Origin of the sequence: Ferrovibrio terrae, from assembly GCF_943371255.1 — a bacterium.
In the GTDB taxonomy this organism is placed as follows: Bacteria; Pseudomonadota; Alphaproteobacteria; order Ferrovibrionales; family Ferrovibrionaceae; genus Ferrovibrio; species Ferrovibrio terrae_B.
Genome location: NZ_CALRUC010000027.1, coordinates 1 through 18,169 on the forward strand (window position 1 = coordinate 1; position 18,169 = coordinate 18,169).

Annotated in this window: 16 protein-coding genes; 1 reads left to right on the forward strand and 15 read right to left on the reverse strand. The window is 61.5% G+C overall.

Going from position 1 to position 18,169, the window contains the following annotated elements:
- The 12 genes from AAG799_RS08160 to AAG799_RS08215 form a co-directional block, all read right to left on the reverse strand.
- The coding region (locus AAG799_RS08160; RefSeq protein ID WP_341895324.1) for a hydantoinase/oxoprolinase family protein at nt 1-980 on the reverse strand (980 nt) is incomplete at its 3' end.
- Complete coding sequence (locus tag AAG799_RS08165; RefSeq protein WP_341895325.1) at nt 977-2,662, reverse strand: hydantoinase B/oxoprolinase family protein; 1,686 nt, start codon at nt 2,660-2,662, stop codon at nt 977-979. The genes AAG799_RS08160 and AAG799_RS08165, both read right to left, overlap by 4 nt.
- Nucleotides 2,659-3,540, reverse strand: coding sequence for an isocitrate lyase/phosphoenolpyruvate mutase family protein (locus tag AAG799_RS08170; RefSeq protein ID WP_341895326.1), 882 nt, complete (start codon nt 3,538-3,540; stop codon nt 2,659-2,661). Before AAG799_RS08170 ends, AAG799_RS08165 begins: the two co-directional genes overlap by 4 nt.
- Nucleotides 3,537-4,055, reverse strand: a complete 519-nt coding sequence (locus tag AAG799_RS08175) for a 3-isopropylmalate dehydratase (protein ID WP_341895327.1) — start codon at nt 4,053-4,055, stop codon at nt 3,537-3,539. Before AAG799_RS08175 ends, AAG799_RS08170 begins: the two co-directional genes overlap by 4 nt.
- On the reverse strand, nt 4,052-5,329 hold the full coding sequence (locus AAG799_RS08180) for a 3-isopropylmalate dehydratase large subunit (protein WP_341895328.1): 1,278 nt from the start codon (nt 5,327-5,329) through the stop codon (nt 4,052-4,054). Before AAG799_RS08180 ends, AAG799_RS08175 begins: the two co-directional genes overlap by 4 nt.
- A 2-nt stretch (nt 5,330-5,331) precedes the next feature.
- Complete coding sequence (locus AAG799_RS08185; RefSeq protein ID WP_341895329.1) at nt 5,332-6,033, reverse strand: ABC transporter ATP-binding protein; 702 nt, start codon at nt 6,031-6,033, stop codon at nt 5,332-5,334.
- Nucleotides 6,026-6,778 carry an ABC transporter ATP-binding protein gene (locus AAG799_RS08190; protein ID WP_341895330.1) on the reverse strand — a complete coding sequence of 251 codons (753 nt, stop codon included), beginning with the start codon at nt 6,776-6,778 and terminating at the stop codon, nt 6,026-6,028. Before AAG799_RS08190 ends, AAG799_RS08185 begins: the two co-directional genes overlap by 8 nt.
- Nucleotides 6,771-7,751 (reverse strand): branched-chain amino acid ABC transporter permease, encoded by a 981-nt coding sequence (locus AAG799_RS08195; RefSeq protein WP_341895331.1) that lies wholly within the window; start codon nt 7,749-7,751, stop codon nt 6,771-6,773. The genes AAG799_RS08190 and AAG799_RS08195 overlap by 8 nt, the downstream gene beginning before the upstream one ends.
- Before the next feature lie 4 nt (nt 7,752-7,755).
- Nucleotides 7,756-8,628 carry a branched-chain amino acid ABC transporter permease gene (locus AAG799_RS08200; protein WP_341895332.1) on the reverse strand — a complete coding sequence of 291 codons (873 nt, stop codon included), beginning with the start codon at nt 8,626-8,628 and terminating at the stop codon, nt 7,756-7,758.
- 55 nt (nt 8,629-8,683) lie between these two features.
- Nucleotides 8,684-9,913, reverse strand: a complete 1,230-nt coding sequence (locus AAG799_RS08205) for an ABC transporter substrate-binding protein (RefSeq protein ID WP_341895333.1) — start codon at nt 9,911-9,913, stop codon at nt 8,684-8,686.
- The gene (locus AAG799_RS08210) at nt 9,913-10,761 is read right to left on the reverse strand and encodes a GntR family transcriptional regulator (RefSeq protein WP_341895334.1); all 849 of its coding nucleotides are present in this window, start codon (nt 10,759-10,761) and stop codon (nt 9,913-9,915) included. Before AAG799_RS08210 ends, AAG799_RS08205 begins: the two co-directional genes overlap by 1 nt.
- Nucleotides 10,762-10,851: 90 nt before the next feature.
- A complete protein-coding gene (locus AAG799_RS08215; RefSeq protein ID WP_341895335.1) occupies nt 10,852-13,485 on the reverse strand; it encodes a cation-transporting P-type ATPase in 2,634 nt (877 codons plus the stop codon).
- A gap of 266 nt (nt 13,486-13,751) precedes the next feature.
- On the opposite strand from AAG799_RS08215, the gene AAG799_RS08220 reads away from it, so the two are divergent.
- The gene (locus AAG799_RS08220) at nt 13,752-14,468 is read left to right on the forward strand and encodes an aspartate/glutamate racemase family protein (RefSeq protein ID WP_341895336.1); all 717 of its coding nucleotides are present in this window, start codon (nt 13,752-13,754) and stop codon (nt 14,466-14,468) included.
- A gap of 5 nt (nt 14,469-14,473) precedes the next feature.
- Here the strand turns inward: AAG799_RS08220 and AAG799_RS08225 are convergent, their stop codons facing one another.
- The 3 genes from AAG799_RS08225 to AAG799_RS08235 are packed head-to-tail and all read right to left on the reverse strand — an operon-like array spanning nt 14,474 to nt 18,152.
- Nucleotides 14,474-16,378, reverse strand: coding sequence for a TIM barrel protein (locus AAG799_RS08225; RefSeq protein ID WP_341895337.1), 1,905 nt, complete (start codon nt 16,376-16,378; stop codon nt 14,474-14,476).
- A 20-nt stretch (nt 16,379-16,398) separates the two neighbouring features.
- The gene (locus AAG799_RS08230) at nt 16,399-17,271 is read right to left on the reverse strand and encodes an SMP-30/gluconolactonase/LRE family protein (protein ID WP_341895338.1); all 873 of its coding nucleotides are present in this window, start codon (nt 17,269-17,271) and stop codon (nt 16,399-16,401) included.
- Between the two features lie 2 nt (nt 17,272-17,273).
- The gene (locus AAG799_RS08235; RefSeq protein ID WP_341895339.1) at nt 17,274-18,152 is read right to left on the reverse strand and encodes a shikimate dehydrogenase; all 879 of its coding nucleotides are present in this window, start codon (nt 18,150-18,152) and stop codon (nt 17,274-17,276) included.
- Nucleotides 18,153-18,169: the final 17 nt, after the last annotated feature.

Sequence of the window (18,169 nt, forward strand, 5' to 3'; positions counted from 1 at the left end):
GTGGTGATCTCGATCATCGGCGCACGCACCACCATGCCAAAATCGATGGCGGTCTGCGCACTCATCGCCGGTTCGCCATCAGCGATCAGCGAGACGTCAAAACTGGTGCCACCCATGTCGCAGGTCACGACATTGGGATAGCCGGCCGCCGCGGCGATATGCTGGCAGGCGATCACGCCAGCGGCCGGGCCGGACAGTGCCGTGCGCACCGGGCGGTTGGCCGCACTGTCGATGCTCATCACACCGCCATTGGATTGGACGATCAGCAGTTGACCGCCAAAGCCGTCGCCGCGCAGGCGATCTTCCAGTTTGCGCAAATAGCTGCCGACCGGCGGCTGCAGATAGGCGTTCAATGCAGCCGTCGAGGTGCGCTCGAACTCACGGATTTCCGGCAGGATGTCGGATGATGCCGTCACATAGGCATTGGGCCAGACCTGCTTGAGTGCCGCGAGGGCAACGCGTTCATTCTCAGGGTTGGCATAGGCATTCACAAAAACAATGGCAACGGACTCCGCTCCTAGCGCCAGCAGTGCCTGCGCGGCTTTTTTCACCTCTTCCGGATCGACCGCCTGACGGATGCTGCCATCGGCCAGCACGCGCTCGCCCACTTCAAGGCGCAGATCGCGCGGCACCACCGGGATGAACTGGCCCCAGAGCCCCCAGGTGGATGGCCGATCGCGCCGACGCATTTCCAGCACATCGCGAAAGCCGCGCGTGGTGATGATGCCGGTACGAGCCCCCTTGCGTTCCAGCAGGGCGTTGGTGCCCACTGTGGTGCCGTGCACCACAGTGGCGATCTGCTTCGGCTCGGTCTTCGACCGCAGTCCTTCGATAAAGCCAGTGGCCTGGTCGCCACGGGTGGATGGGACCTTGGCGATATCGATACGGCCGTTCGCCTCGTCGAGGAAGAAGACATCCGTGAAGGTACCGCCGACATCGACGCCAACAGCGAAGCGCGGGATTGTGGCTTGGTCAGTCATTCCGCAGCCTCCTTGGCTGTGCGGCCGTAATCGCGGGCGGCGCCCTCTTCGGTGATATAGCCCAGCCGCAGGTCTTCATTGATCCGTTCGGCCGTGCGTTCGGCCGCCGGGCCATAGCCACCGCCGCCGGGAGTCTCCAGCCGGATGCGGTCGCCTTTTTTCAGCGTGACGTCATGCAGCTTGGACACCATGGGCGGCTCCACGCTCTTGCCATCCTTCGGGTAGACGAAGCGGTTGCGCAGGGCAGGTTTTCCGCCAAGCACACCGGGCGGTGCATATTTTCCGCGCTCGCCAAACAGGAAGAGATCCGCCTCCTCTTCCAGCAGTTCGATTTCGTAAACGGCGCCAAGACCGCCGCGATTGCGGCCGGCGCCACCGCTGTCCGGCCGCAGGCTCCATTCGGTGAACATCACCGGATAGGCGGCTTCGAGAATCTCCAGCGGCGGAATCGTCGCCATGGAAATCGGTGCATTGCCGTGATTGAGCCCGTCGCCCTGCGGATGGCCGCCATGGCCACCACCGAAGAAGCTGAACATCACCCAGCGCCGGCCATCCTTGCGATGACCTGCCAGCGACAGCGCATTGATCGTGCCATAGGCGCAGCCATTGACCCGGTCGGGCGCGATCTGGGCAAAAGCGGAAAAGATCACATCGATGATGCGCAGGATCGTTTCGGTATAGCCGCCAACCGGCTTGGGCGCGCGCACGCTGATCAGGCTGGTTTCCGGAATGATGAATTTCACCGGTTCCAGCACGCCGGAATTGGCCGGCACATCGGGGAAGATATGCTTGATCGCCACGTAGCAGGCGGCAATCGCCGTGGAGCGTGCGATATTCACCGGTCCGGCACAGGCTGGCGAGGTGCGCGAGAAATCCAGCGTCAGGCTCTCGCCCTCGATCACCACCTCAAGGCCGATGCGCAGGGCCACATCGCGGATACCGTCATTGTCGAGGAAATCCTCGGCGGCATAGCGCCCATCGGGCAGGTCGCGCAGCAGGCTGCGGAACTGCAGTGCGGCGCGCTTCTTCAGCTCCACCAGTGCCGCTTCCACCGTGCCGTCGCCATATTCATCCAGCAGCGCATGCAGGCGCCTGGAGCCGAGATCGAGCGCGTTGACCTGGCCATTCAGATCGCCATAGAGGCTGTCGGGCAGACGGGTATTGGCGCACAGGATATCCACCACATCCTGGCGCAACGCACCGGCGGTGTAGAGTTTCACCGGCGGGATCACCATGCCTTCCTGGAAACACTCGGTGGCAACCGGATTGTAGTTGCCCGGTACATTGCCGCCGACATCGTGCCAATGGCCGACGGATGCCAGATAACAAAACACCTTGCCGTCACGGAAAAACGGCCGCACCAGCTTGAAGTCGCTTAAATGCGTACCGCCATCATAGGGATCATTGAAGATATAGACATCGCCATCCGCCAGGTTGCCGTCCCGCACCGCCTTGTCGATCACGGCTTTCACAGCAAAGGCCATGGCGCCGACGAAGATCGGCAGGCCCGACTTGCCCTGCACCAGCGTTTCGCCGGTCGCGGCATGATAGAGGCCGTGGCTGGCATCATGGGCCTCGGCGATGATCGGGTTGAAGGCGGAACGGAACAGCGTTGCGTCCATCTCGTCGGCAACCTGTTCGAGCCGGCCCTTCAGCACAGCAAGGGTGATGGGATCAATCATGCCTGGTCCTCGAAATGAACAGCATCATAGGCACGGCCCTGTTCCAGCAGTTCCGGCGTGCCGATCAGCGCGTTCAGCGCATTGAAATCCAGCATACGGTCGCGGAAAGGCGTGGTGGTGCCATGCTGTTTCAGCGAAGCGAAATAGGCCGTCATGCAATGTGCCAGCGCCCGGGTCAGGCCGCCGGGGAAGATGGCGATGCGATAGCCGATCTCCTTCAGCTCGGACGCCGACAGGATCGGCGTCTTGCCGCCCTCAACCATATTGGCAAGCAACGGAACGCGGTTGCCGAAACGGCTGGTGATACTGCGCATTTCATCCAGGCTCTGCGGCGCTTCGATGAACAGGATGTCGCAACCGGCTTCCATGTAACGGCTCGCGCGGTCCATGGCGGCGGCAAAGCCTTCGACAGCGATCGCATCGGTGCGCGCGACAATCAGTGTGTCATCCGACTGACGGGCATCCAGTGCAGCCTTGATCTTGCCGACCATCTCTCCGGCCGAAACCAGAGTCTTGCCATCCAGGTGCCCGCAGCGCTTCGGCGTTGCCTGATCTTCCAGCTGGATGGCCGCGGCACCATTGCGTTCAAACAGCTTTACCGTGCGCTGCACATTGAGTGCATTGCCGAAACCGGTATCCGCATCGACGATAATCGGATTGCCGACCCGCTCGCAGATTGCGCCCAGCGTATCGGCAACCTCAGTCATCGAGACCAGGCCGATATCGGAGCGGCCGAACCGGGTATAGGCGATGCTGGCGCCCGACAGGTACAGCGCCTCAAAACCAGCCTGGGCTGCAATCAGCGCGCTCAGGCCATCGTAAATTCCGGGCGCCACGACGATATCGCCGTTTTGCAGACGTTCGCGCAACAGGCTCATGCGCGCGCCTCCTTTTTATGGGATGTACTCAGTTTCTTTTCCAGATGAGGCAGCAGGCCGCCATCATCGATCATCTGCAGCAGATGCGGCGGGATCGCCTCGCAGGCATATACCGCTGCCGTCTTTGCATCCCGCGCCTGGGCAGCGGGGGCATCGACGACAAGTTCCGCATCGGCGGGGATTGCTCCGGCCTGCGGACAGACCAGCGCCAGCAAGCCGAGATTCAACGCATTGCGATAGAAGATGCCGGCAAAGCTTGGCGCCAGCACGGCGCCCACGCCAAGTTCGCGCAACGCCATAACCGCCTGTTCGCGCGAGGAGCCCATGCCGAAATTGCGCCCGCCAACCACGATATCGCCGGGTTTCACCTCTTTGGCAAACCGCGGCTCGAGCGCCTCCAGGCAATGCCGCGCCAGTTCAGCCAGTGAACCCTTCATATAAAGCCCCGGCGCCAGGACATCGGTGTCGACGTTGTCGCCAAATTTCCAGACCCGGCCTTTGACCAGCGCGCTCATGCCAGAAACTCCCGCGGATCGGCGATGCGGCCAGCCACAGCTGCCGCCGCCACGGTATAGGGCGAGCCGAGATAGACCTTGGATGATCCCGCGCCCATGCGGCCTTTGAAGTTGCGCGCCGTCGAAGCGATGCAGGTTTCGTTTTCGGCCAGTACGCCGGCGCCATAGCCAGCGCAGGCGCCGCAACCGGACGACAACAGAATGGCACCGGCTGCGGTCAGGGTTGCCAAAGTTCCGTCTGCCGCAGCTTCAGCAGTGGTACGGGCCGAGGCCGGTGCGATCAGCAGGCGGGTGCCCGATGCCACTTTGCGGCCTTTCAGCACGGCCGCCGCCATGCGCAGATCGTTGATCTTGGCGCCGGTGCAGGCGCCGATATAGGCCTGATCGACAGCCACCGTGCTATGATCGGATACGGGCGCACTGTTGGCCGGGCTGTGCGGAGCAGCCACCATCGGCGACAATGCCGCTGCGTCGAAATCATGCTGTTCCGCGACAGCGGCACCGACATCCGTCTGCCAGGCGTCGATCTCGATCTCCGCATCCGGTACACCAACGCTCAGCAGATAGTCGCGCGTCACTGTATCCGGCGCGATCAGACCGGCCTGAGCGCCAAGTTCCGCGGCCATATTGCTGAGTGTCATGCGCTCCTGCATGGCCAGGCCGCCAATGGTGTCGCCGGCATACTGGATTGCCTGGTATTGTCCGCCATCCATGCCGAGCCTGGCACACATGGCGAGGATCATGTCCTTGGCCACGACGCCCTTGCCGAGCTTGCCGCGCCATTGCAGCAGGATGGTCTGCGGCACGCGCAACCAGATTTCCCCGGTCACCAGCACACCACACATCTCGGTGGCGCCGACGCCGAACATGTAGGTGCCGAAGGCACCGCCGGTGGGCGAGTGGCTGTCACCGCCAACCACGAACATCCCGGGCTTCAGATGGCCGCGCTCGGGTAGCACCACATGGCAGATACCCTGCATGTCATGGAACCGGCTGACGCCGGCCGCCTTCACCCATTTGCGCGTAAGGTCGAGAATGCCCGCGCTTTCGGCATCGACCGCAGGAACATAGTGATCCGAGATCACCACCACCTTGTCCGGATCCCAGATTTTAGCCTGCAGGCGCTCCAGCATCGGCGCCACGCGCCGCGGCCCGCCGGAATCATGCATCATGGCAAGATCGACTTTTGCCGTAATGACTTCACCTGGCCGCACACCGGCCATGCCTGCAGCGCGTGCCACCAGTTTCTCGGCCAATGTCATCGGATGCGCCATGGTCAAATCCCCAGATACGAGGCTTTCAGCCCCGGATCGTTGATCAGATCGGCCGCCGGGCCGCTGAGCGCGATGCGGCCATGCTCCAGAACGAAGGCACGATGGGCGATGGCCAAGGACTGCACGACATTCTGCTCGACCAGCAGGATCGACAGTCCCTCGGCATTCAACCTGCCGATCAGGGTGAACATCTCTTCCACCAGCAGCGGTGAAAGACCGAGCGAAGGTTCATCCAGGATCAGCAGTTCCGGCTCGGCCATCAGGCCGCGACCGATCGCCAGCATCTGCTGCTCACCACCCGACAGTGTGCCGGCAAACTGACCGATGCGTTCCTTCAGCCTCGGGAAAACAGCATAAACACGCTCAAGATTAGCCGCGCGATTGCCGCGACCGCGACGATAACTGCCGAGTTCGAGGTTTTCCTGCACGCTTAAATTCGGAAACACCCGGCGCCCTTCGGGAACCTGAATCAGACCCGCAGCGACAATACGATCGGAAGCAATGCCGGCAATATCTGCGCCCATGAAACGAATACGCCCCGCCTTGGGACGATACAGGCCGGAAAGAGTGTTGTTCAGCGTCGATTTTCCGACGCCATTCGCGCCCAGCAATGCGACAATCTCGCCCTTCCTGACATCAAGGTCGATACCGCGCAGCACGTCGACTTCGCCATACCCGGCATGCAGCCCGCTCACCTCAAGCATGATGAGCCTCCTGCTGCTGAGCCGCCATCCGGGCAGCGGCACCATGGCCGAGATAGGCTTCGATCACCTGCGGGTCGGCGGCGATCTGTGCCGGCGTGCCGCTCGCGATCAAACTGCCGTTGTTCAACACCCAGGCATGATCAGACAGATTCATCACGGCCCGCATCACATGCTCGATCAGCAGGATCGTAACGCCACCATCGCGGATGCCACGGATCACCGGGATGATCTCGTCGATCTCCGACGGGTTAAGGCCGGCCATCACTTCATCCAGCAGAATCAATTTCGGATCGGTGGCCAGGGCCTTGGCCAGTTCGAGCCGCTTGCGGCCGGCAATGGTGAGTGCCGCCGCCGGCTTGTCGAGCTGACTGGCTAGGCCGACACGCTGCGCCACCGTTTCGGCATGGGCCAGAGCCTCGCGGCGCCCCGCCCGATGCAGGTGTGCACCGACGGCAATATTTTCGCGCACATTCAGGCCGGCAAAAGGCTGCACGATCTGGAAGGTGCGGGTGACGCCAAGCAGGCAGATGCGCTCCGGCGCAAGGCCGATCAGCGACTGGCCGGCAAAGGTTATCTCGCCGCCATCCGGCTGATGAAAACCGGAAATCTGGGCGAAGATCGTGGTCTTGCCGGCTCCATTCGGGCCGATCAGCGACGAGATGCTGCCGGCAGCTACCACGAAGCTGACATCATTGGTGGCGACCAGGCCGCCAAAGCGCTTTCTGAGATTGCGGACCTCAAGCATGAGCGCCCCGCTTGAACAGACGACGCAGGATATTTCTGCCGAAACTGACCTTGCCAAGACCGAACAGGCCGTTCGGCAGGAACAGCACCATGGCAACCAGCAAGAGGCCATAAAGCACCAGATTAAGGCCCGGTGCCTCGCCGAAGGTCATGCGGCCGATCTCGGCAATGGCATGCAAGGCAAAGGCGCCCAGAACTGGCCCGAAGATGGTGCCCAGGCCACCGATGATCGGCACCAGCAGGGCCTCGACAGACATGCCGGGCCCGAAGGCAATATTCGGATCGATATAGAGGAACAGCTGCACATAGATCGCACCGGCCGAGCCGGCGATGGCACCCGAAGCCACAATGGCAGTGAGCTTGGTGGAAAACGGATCGACGCCCAATGCCCGTGCGGCATCCTCGTTCTCACGCACGGCCATCAGCCGTGCGCCAAAGCGGGAATTTTCCAGCCGCCAGGTAAACAGCAGCGCAAGCATGACCAGAACGAGCAACAGCCAGAAGAAGCCCGCCTTGCTGGCAAACTGCATCTGTTCGATACCGGGCTGCAGCGGCACCAGCAGGCCGACACCGGCCCCCGTGAAGGCGAAAGTGTTGGCGAGAATGCGGAACACCTCGGCGAAGGCGAGCGTCACCAGCGCAAAATACGAACCGCGCAGGCCATAGCGGAAGACCAGCCAGCCGGTCCCCGCCCCCACCGCGCCGGCGGCGACAGCGGCCAGCGCAAAACCAGCCCAGGCATTGAGGCCAAGATGGATCTGCAGCACGGCCGTGCAATAGGCGCCGGTGCCGAAGAAAAGCGCATGACCAAAGCTGAACTGCCCGCCATACCCACCGAGCAGGTTCCAGGCCTGGCCGAGATAGGCATAGAACAACGCCAGGGTCAGCCAGGTGATCCAGAAATCCGATTTCACCAGCAGCGGCAGCGGCAGAAGAACCACTGTAAAGATGAGAATGGCAGCAAGATTGCGCATCGGATCAGGCCCTCTGGCCCAGCAGGCCGGTGGGCCGGAACAGCAGCACGATGATGAAGATCAGGAAGATGCCAAGCTGACCCAAGCTCTCGCCGAGGAACAGGCCGCCCAGGCTCTCGGTCACACCGATAATCAGGCCGCCAATCAACGCGCCGACAAAACTGCCCATGCCACCCAGCACCACCACCGTGAAGGCCACCAACACAAAGGCATGGCCGACCTGCGGACTGACGTAGAAACTCGGCAGCAACAGGCAGGCGGCAACACCGAGGCAGGCACAGCCGATGCCAAACGACATGGCAAAGATATGATCGACATTGATGCCGATGAGTCGCGCACCCTGCCGCTCCTTGGCCAGGGCACGGATGGCGCGCCCGAGGTCAGTCCGGGTCATCAGCAGCCACAGCAGGCCGGCCACCACCAGTGCGCCAATGAAGGCGACCACCTTGGGGACCGAGATGAAGGCTATGCCGAAATCCAGCACCTCAAACGAATAGGGTGTCTCGATCGTGCGGGTATCAGAGCGCCAGAAATAGAGTGCCAGATTCTCGATCACCACCGAAAGACCCAGCGTCACCAACAGGATATTCTCGTCCTTGCCATGGCTGGCGCGGCCAATGACAAAACGCTGCAGGCCATAACCGACCGCAAATAGCGCGACGGCAGCAACCGGCAGCGCCAGATAAGGATCGATGCCAAAGGCGGCATGCAGGAAAAACACGCCGTAAAGTGCCAGCATCAGCAGGCTGCCATGGGCGAAATTGATGATATGCAGCACGCCATAGATCAGGGTCAGGCCCAGCGCGATCAGGGCATAGATCGCACCCGTGGTCAGGCCGTTCAGGATCGCCGGCAACAGAATCGAAATCTCAAGCATCGCAACTCACGCTAAGGCGTGGCGGAGCCGGTAACCCGGCCCCGCCATTTCCGACTTAAGCCTTGGGCGCCGGGAAGACCGGCTTGGCATTGGCGAAGTCCTTCGGGAAGATCACCTTGATATCCTTGTTCAGGATCTGGGTGTTCACCGGAGCAGCGCCTTCGTTCTGGCCATTGACGAACTTGGTCGGGCCATAGGGCATGAAGTGGTTCGACCAGCCCGACGAGGCCAGCGCATGATTGATCGCCGCCCGGTCGGTCGAAGCCGCGCGCTCGATGGCATCGGCCAGCAGGCGCACGCATTCGTGGTTGAGGAAGACCTCATAGGAGAAGAACTGCTTCTCGGCCTCGACCTTCTTCTTCAGTTCGAGTGCCACGGGGTTGCGCGGATCGAACCAGTGATTGCAATCCATGATGAACTCCGCCGCATCGGGGAATTCCTGGACGAAGCGATACTGCGAGGCAGCGCCGCCGAGAATTGAGTAAATCGCCTTCGGCCGCACCTTCTGCTGCCGTAGGGTGCGGGCCAGCAGAACGAACTCGTTGTAGTAATTCGACGGGATCAGCAGGTCCGGATTGCGCCCCTTGATCTTGAGCACGATGTTGTTGAAATCGCGGGTCGGATTGGCATGCGCGATGGTCTCCAGCACTTCGAAGCCCATGCTCGGCAGCTTGGCGTTCAGCGTCTGGGCCATACCTGCACCAAACGCCGATTCCTCATGCACGATCATCACGGTCTTCGCCGGCTTGCCGGCCTGGGTATTGAGCGCGACCAGATTGCTGATGGCGCTGTCGACGATCTTGCTGAGGCCCGGGCCGAAACGGAAGGTATTGGTCAGGCCACGGGTGACGACCTGGTCAACCACGCCGACATCCACAACATGGGGAATGCCATGCTTGGCAGCCGCCTGGGTGGTGGCCAGCGCGATGCCGGACGCAAATGGCCCGATGATCGCCGAAACCCCGGCCTCGTTCAGCTTCTCGACCTCGGCGGCGCCGACATCAGGCTTGGACTGGGCATCGGCATAGATTGCCTCAAGCTTGGCGCCACCCATCGATGCGATGCCGCCATTGGCATTGATGGTATCGATGGCGAGCTTGGCGCCCAGGCGGCATTGCTGGCCCGAGGGGGCCAGCGGCCCGGTTACCGGATGCAGGATACCGACCTTGATCGGCGCCCGCTGGGCTTTGACGATAGCAGGAAAGCCGGTGATCCCGGCGGCAGCCGTTGCAGCGGTGCCCGCGAGGAAATGGCGGCGTGAAACTGGAAATTTTCGAATGCTCATCACTTTTTCTCCCTGTTGGTGGAGCGTGGCGAAGACTTACTTCCCCCAGTCGTCGGCGCCACGCTGGCCGACCAGGTGTTACGCTCCCCGCCACGTACACGGTCGAGGCTCATACGGAATTGATACCGGTCCGGGCGATACAGCCCGATGATGTATTCGACAGGATGGCCGTTGCCGTCATGCACCACGCGACTGATACGCAGCAAGGGGGTGCCAACGGCGGTCTTCAGCAGCGGCGCCACATGGGTATCGGCCAGGGTGGCCGAGATTGTCTGGTCGGCCGCACCAATCACCACGCCAGAACGTTCCAGCAGGGCCAGTAGCGGTTCGCGCGCCAGTTCCTTGCGGCCGAATTTACGGCCGATCTCGGCTGGCACAAAGGTGGTGAGATAGGAAAACGGCCCGGCTTCGAGTGAACGCACACGCACGGCCCGCTGCACTTCTGCACCAGCCTCAACCTGCAGCGCCGCAGAAACATCCGGTGCTGCCGCCTCATAGCCGAAATCGATCAACTCCACCTGGGTCTTCAGGCCCATAGCCATCAGGTTTTCGATCAGGCCCTCGACTGCGCCGCGCACCGGCGGTGGTTCATTGCGATGGGTGACATGCGTGCCGCGACCGCGCCCGCGTGTCACCAGCCCTTCGGCGGCCAGTTCAGCCAGCGCCCGGCGCGCCGTGATGCGCGAAACATTGAATTGCCGCGCAAGTTCTTCCTCACCCGGCACCTGGGCGCCGGCCGCGAGCTTGCCGTCCGATATCTGACCACGCAGGATCAGATAGATCTGGTGATACAGCGGGGTCGGCAAGCTTTCGTGGACCGCATTGCCTATATGTCGACGCATCGCCATGGGCGGGTACCCTCCGGCATTAATTCATATTGTTATATTAATATGACATTAGCCCGGGCGGTCAATCCGTCTTTTCGATCTGTGGATAAATTATTGCGTGTGGGCCGGACCAGGCGTGAAGCGCCAGAGCTTATAGATTTCCATCACGGCAATGAGGCCAAGGGCAGGCAGAGCGAGCATGGCGGCATGAACCGGATTGATGCCCTCGAGTCGCAGCATCCCGCCGATTCCCGGAAGATGCGCTGCGGCAACCTGCAGGCCCTGGGTCACCGTCACACCCCCGATCAGCAGCCAATTGGCCGACAGGGGCAGGCGGAATATCGAGCGGGTTTCCGAGCGGCAGTTCAGCACATGTGCATTCTCGCACCAGACCAGCAGCCACAGCGTCAGCCCCTGGGCCGCGACACTGTCGAGGCCAAGACCATGCAGCGCATAGGCATATCCGCAAAAAGCCAGCAGGCCCATGGTGAAGCCGGATAGCAACACCTGTTCCAGCATGGCGCGATCGAAAATCGGACTGCCGGCCGCGCGCGGCGGTTCCTGCAGCAGATTCGGCTCCGGCTTCTCGAACCCAAGGGCAACATCCTGAATCCCGTTCGATACCAGGTTGAGCCAGAGCAACTGCACCGCCGTCAGCGGCGGCGGCAAACCGAACAGGGTGGCCAGCAGCATCAGCAGCAGTTCAGCTGCACCGGTGGATACGCAATAGAGAATGACCTTGCGCAGATTGGCATAGGCCGCGCGCCCCTCCTCGATACCGGCAACAATCGAGGCGAAATTGTCATCGACCAGAATCAGGTCCGCGGCGTCACGCGCCACATCGGTGCCACCTCTTCCCATGGCAACGCCGATATCGGCTGCCTGCAGGGCTGCGGCATCGTTGATGCCATCACCTGTAACGGCAATGAGATGGCCCTGCCGTTGCAGGCTTTGAACAATGGCAAGCTTCTGCAGCGGCTCGGTACGGGCGAAGACCGATACACCAGCGATCAGGTCATCAAAACCGGCCTGATCGCCTTCAAACACCCGCAACTGTGCGCCGGTGAGCACGGCATTTTCATCCGCCGGATCGATCAACCCGAGGCTGCGGGCGATTGCCCGCGCCGTCAGCGGATGATCGCCGGTGATCATAACGACACGAATGCCTGCGGCGCGCGCGGCGCGCACGGCGGCTGGAGCCTCGGGCCGCAGCGGGTCGATCAGGCCGGCAAAACCCAGCAGATTGAGGCCCCGCAAAGCCTGCTCATCCGGCCGAGCAACCACACCGGCGGCCACGGCAATGACACGATAACCATCGCCGGCCAGGGTCTGGATGGCACTTTCGGCATCCTGCTGGCGTGCTGCCTCCCAACCATCGACACCGCATAGTGCCATCACGGTCTCCGGTGCGCCTTTTACATACGCCACCACCTGGCCACCGGTATCATGGAAGGCCGCCGCATACCGCCGTTCCGGCTCATAAGCGATATGCCAGCGCTGCTCGATGCCCTCCAGTACCGACTCATAATCGGAGCGCACCGCCAGCCGCAGGAAAGCAAGATCGACCGCATCGCCGACTTCCTCGCCGGCATGTATGGCAGCGGCACCATGAAACTCCGAGCAATGCGCGGCAGCAAAAGCCAAGGCCTTCACGCGGGGATGATTGGGCAGAACACGGGTGCCAGCCGCTACTTCTGCGCCCGGCAGCCATACGGTTTCAATGCTGAGCCGATTGACGGTCAGGGTTCCGGTCTTGTCGGTAGCAATCAGAGTGCAGGCACCGAGTCCTTCGACCGCAGATAGATGCCGCACCACCACCTGACGCAACCCCATGCGATGCACGCTGATCGACAACACGATAGTCATCGCCACCGGTAGTGCCTCGGGGATTGCCGAAACGGCCAGGGCAATGGCCAACAGCAGAATGTCGGCTGCGTCGATACCACGCAGAATTTCCAACAGCGCGATCATGCCGATCAGCACTGTCGCCACGATGGCGATCTGCCGGGTGAAAACATCCATCCGCTGCTGCAACGGTGACGGTACAGCCGGCATTTGCAATGCCTGGGCCAGTTGCCCCACTTCACTATGCCGGCCGGTGGCAACCACAAGACCGCGCCCACGGCCGCGGCGTACGGTTGAACCGGCGAACAGCATATTGCTTCGCTCGCCAACCGCCGTATCCGTCGATACCGGGCGATCCGCCTGCTTCTCGACCAGCAGGGACTCACCGGTCAGCAGGCTTTCATCGGTCGCAAGAGCCTGCGCCTCGATCAACCGCAGATCGGCCGGAACCTTCACACCGCTTTCAACCTGGACGATGTCGCCCGGCACCAGATCTTCGGTATCCAGCGATACCAGTCGGCCATCGCGCCAGACCGGCAGCCGGCCACGGACCAGAGACTTCAAGCCGCGCGTGCGCATCTCCGCCCGCCATTCTTGCCAGCCGCCGATGGCGGCATTCAACAGCAACACCGCCAGGATAAAGCCGGCATCGCTGCCATGACCGATGCTGACACTCAGCAGGGCTGCGGCAAGCAGCAGATAGATGAAAGGCGACTGGAACTGGTGCAGCACAACACCGGTCAGGCTTTTCCCAGCTGTCTCGGGCAGCCGATTCGCACCGTGCAACTGGCGCCGCCTGGCAGCGTCCGCGCTGCTCAGGCCCGACGACGTCGTTTCCAGTTGGGCCAGGACCGCCGCTGCGGCCAGCGCATGATATGGTAATGCCCGATCATCCTGCATCCAGGCAGCATATGCCCGGATGCTCTCTGGCCCTTGATCGAAATCAACGCGATTCTGGTAAAATGGGCCGAGACACGCTCAGGGCATTCGAATCGCAACTTAATCCCGATCCGGCCGGCAAATCCCGCATCTACAGACTCCGGCTGCGGTGCGTCAGTTGATCGTCGGATAAGACCTCGAGGGAATCCTCTGACCTTTGCATCTAAACTCAAACAGTTGGATAATTTCGCCTTCCGCCTTCCAGCAATGTTTCCGGGAAACTTCTCATGAGTGCACGACTGGGCATGTTGACGCCGTCTTCCAATACGGCACTGGAGCCGGCAACTTACGGCCTGCTGCGTGCCCTGCCCGGTTTCAGCGCCCATTTTGCCCGCTTCCCGGTCACTGAGATCGCCTTGTCGACATCCGCGCTTGGGCAGTTCGATCCAGCGCCGATCCTGCAAGCCGCCACCCTGCTGTCGCATGCCAAGGTGGATGCAATTGCCTGGAATGGCACATCGGCCAGCTGGCTCGGCTTCGACTGCGATGTGCAGCTCGCCACCGCCATCACGGCACAGACCGGCATCCGGGCAACCACGGCCATCCTGGCCCTGAACGAGATTCTCCAGCGGCTGAAAGCACGGCGACTGGCCTTTGTAACGCCGTATCTCAGCGACGTTCAGGCCAAAATTACGAGCAATTACCAGTCCGCCGGCTACACCTGTGTGGCCGAACGTCATGCCGGCCTGCAGGACAACTTTTCCTTCGCCACTCTGCCGGCAGCAGAGATCGAAGCCATGATCATGGCCGTTGCGGCCGAGAAGCCAGATGCCATCGCCATTATCTGCACCAACATGGATGCGACGCGACTGGCACCGCAGATCGAGGCCCGCACGGGGATTCCGGTTATCGACTCAATCTCTGCCACGCTGTGGGGCGCCCTGGATACACTGGGGATCGCCAAGCAGTCTCTCAGGGAAGCGGGCAGTATCTTCGGGCATTAATCCCGTTACAAACTTCGGAGTGGCTCACTGATCCTACGCTGCGCCTGGGCTGCCATGCGAACCGGGGCATTCGCCGCGCCATACTGGTCATAGCCGCCAACCCGCTGGCACACTTCGAAGAAAAAGCGATCATCAAAGGTGTCGGTAAAGACGTGGAAGAACTCGCCGCCCTGCGCATCCCGGTCATACAGTATATTATGCTGCCGCAACCGCTCGATCACGTCGTCGGCCAGAGGGAATTTGGCCGACAGATCATCATAGTAATTAGCGGGAATAGTCAGGAGTGAGACACCCTTCTCCCGCATGCTGGCCACTGCCTCGAAGATATCTGTGGTCGAGAAGGCAATATGGTGAACGCCAGCGCCCGAAAATGTCGACACCGACCTGGCCGTCGCCGTATTGCGGTCTTCCGAGAAGCTGAGCGGAAAGCGAACAGCACCATTGGTGCTGCGAACGGCACGGCTGCGCACCAGACCATAAGGATCGGGTAAAACCCAGATGCTTTCAGGCTGTAGCCCCAGCACCGACCGGTAAAACAGCACCCAGGAATCCATCTGTCCAGACGGAACCGCCTGAGCGATATGGTCGATGACGCCGACATGGTTTTCGCCGCCGTCTTCCTCCAGAACAAAATCGGTCGAGAAGTCGAAATCCTGATCGACAAAATACAGCAGACTGCCATCGAGTGAGCGGAAGGCCGGGATATTGCGCTCATTTGGCCCGATGCGCCCCTCATATCGGGTGCATTGATAGGCATCGGCGCGGCTCTGGATCTGGATCTCGTCATCGACCTGCAGGCAGACAGCACAGATCGAGGGGCCGTGGACGATATAATAGGAATGCGCGAACGAGTCCGGTTCGGCATTCAGGACAATATTGGTCTCGCCCTGGCGATACAGCGTGACGTTCTTCGATTTGTGACGTCCGGCCCGACGGAAGCCCAGTCCGCTCAGCATGACTGCCAACGCATCCTTGCTCGGGCCATCAACCGCAAATTCTATAAAAGCAATCCCTTTGAGTTCCGGCATCTGCGGTGCCGCAAAGAGTTCAACCCGCCTGGCAACGCTTTGCGTCGGCGCTGCCGTTGCCATCTGCATGCGCAGCCGCATCTGTTCTTCCAGATAATTCAGGGAGCGCATGCCATCGACAGCCGTCAGCCGGGTGGAAGCGGCACGGAAGTCATCGTTGAAGATTTCCAGTGACAACGGGCCGGTATAACCGGCTTCGAGAGCTTTCAGGGTAAAGGCCGTGACATCGAAATCGCCCTGGCCGGGGAAGCACCGGAAATGCCGGCTCCAGGACAGGATGTCCATGCTGAGTTTCGGCGCATCGGCCAACTGTACGAAGAAGATCTTGTTGCCGGGGATATCCGTAATGGCGTCCGGCGTATCGCCCAGCGCCAGGGTGTGGAAGCTGTCGAGGACAACACCAAGGTGCGGATGATTGGCCGCCTTCACCACCTGCCATGCGTGACCATAGGTCTTGATATGGGTGCCCCAGGCCAAGGCCTCGAAGCCGATCTTCAAACCGCGTTTCCCCGCCCGCTCCGCCAATTCGTACATCTGGGCAGCAGATCGCCCGGGATCACCGATGGCATCCGGTGCGACATTGGAGCACACCAGCATCAATGGGGCGCCAAGCTCGGCCATCACATCGAATTTCTTCTCGGCCCGCTCCAGATTGCGCTTGAGCTGCGCATCTGAAACACCTTCGAAATCACGGAATGGCTGGAACAGCACGATCTCGAGGCCGAGATCGCTGGCAAGAGCACGCACCTGGCGGGGTGAGCCATTGAAGAACAGAAGGTCGTTCTCAAAGACCTCGACCGCATGAAACCTTGCGGCCGCAGCAGCTTCGAGTTTTTCCGACAATGTGCCGCTCAGCGAGACGGTGGCGATGGAACGACGCATGCATCCTCCAATGAGAGCGGTTAGCCGCCGAAGCGGGCTTCAGGCAATCCTTTGATACCCACATCCAGGGCCAGCAGCGCCCCGGCCAGCGGCTCGGCAGCAAGCTGCTCCGGCGACAGGAACTTGCGGGCCGTGGTCACGTAAAGGGTGCCGAGGTCTGGGCCACCGAAGCAGACGCAGGTGGGATTTGTCACTGGCACTGCGATCATGCGGTCGATGCGGCCCTCCGGCGAGTAACGAACGATGCGGCCACCGGCAAAGATCGCATTCCAGATATAGCCTTCCGCATCGACGCAGGCGCCATCCGGGCGATCCTTGGTGGCCGAGTGGTCGATGAAGACACGGCGATTGGCGAGGCTGCCATCGGCCCCGATATCAAAGGCCCAGATGGTGAAACGACGGGTATCGGACATGTAGAGCGTCCGGCCATCCAGCGAGACACAGATCGTGTTGGTGACAATGATGTCACCGAACAGCCGTGTCGCCGTGCCATCGGGGTCAACGCGGTAGAAGGAGCCGTTTGGCCTGTGCAACTGGTTATCCATGCTGCCGACCCAGAAGCGGCCCCTGGCATCGCAGCGGCCGTCATTCAGGCGGTTGTCGAGATCATCCCCTTCAATCCGGCTGAACAGCGTCAGTTTTTCGGTGGCCGGATCAAAGAAGTGCAACGCCCGGTCGATGGCAACCATCAATCCGCCAGTCTCGCGCAGCGCCAGGCAGCCCAGAAAGCTGCCAGGCATCGGAAAGGCGCGATGCATCCCGGTGGCAGGCAGGATGCAATGCAGGGTCGGATTTTCGATATCGATCCACCACAGCGTCTGGGTCCGCTCGCACCACAACGGTGTTTCGCCCAGCCGGTCCTGCGTGTGAATGACGGTGCGAATATCAGACATGATCAGCCGGCGGCGAGCAGCTTGGCGTCGCGCTTGACCACCAGATCGTTGAACAGGCGTGTCATGCGTTGAGCGTCAGGGGCGATGCCGGTGAAGAGCCGGAAGGCCTCGGCGGCCTGATGCACGCACATGCCGGCCCCTGTCACGGTTGCACAGCCTTTCCGGCGGGCTGTATCGATCAGTTCGGTGATCAGAGGCGTATAAACAATATCTGCCACCCAGTGGCTGGGAGCGATCAATGCAGCATCGATTGCCATGCCGGGATAGCCCATCATGCCGATCGGCGTCGCATTGACGATGCCGGCCACCTTGCCGGCCACAGCGGCCGGATCGGCGGCAGCATGGCAAATGTCGGTTGCCGATACCCGGTTGATATCGGCGGCCAGGTCGGCAGCCCGCCCGGTATCCTTGTCGAAAATATGCAGATGGCGGATGCCAAGATCAACCATGGCCCAGGCAACCGCCTTACCGGCACCTCCGGCGCCCAGCAACAGGGCGGACTGCCCCTTGGCGGCACCCTCACCCAGGGCTTCCTCGAAGCCGCGCCTGAAGCCAATGCGGTCGGTATTGTAGCCGGTGGTCTTGCCGTCAGCCCCGACCACGACTGTGTTTACGGCACCGATCTCGCGTGCCTGGGCCGATACCACATGCAGGTGTTTCAGAACCTCTTCCTTGTAGGGATGCGTGACATTGACCCCGGAGAATCCCACGGTGAACAGACTGCCGATCACCGCGCCAAGCTCACGCTTCATGATGCCCAGATCCATCAGGTGGTAGAAACCATGCGCGCCCACCGCCGCCATCGCATCCTCATGCAAGGCAGGCGACAGCGACTTCATGATATTCGTCCCGATCAAGCCTACCAGATATCGATCCGTCATGACCCGCACTCACTCAA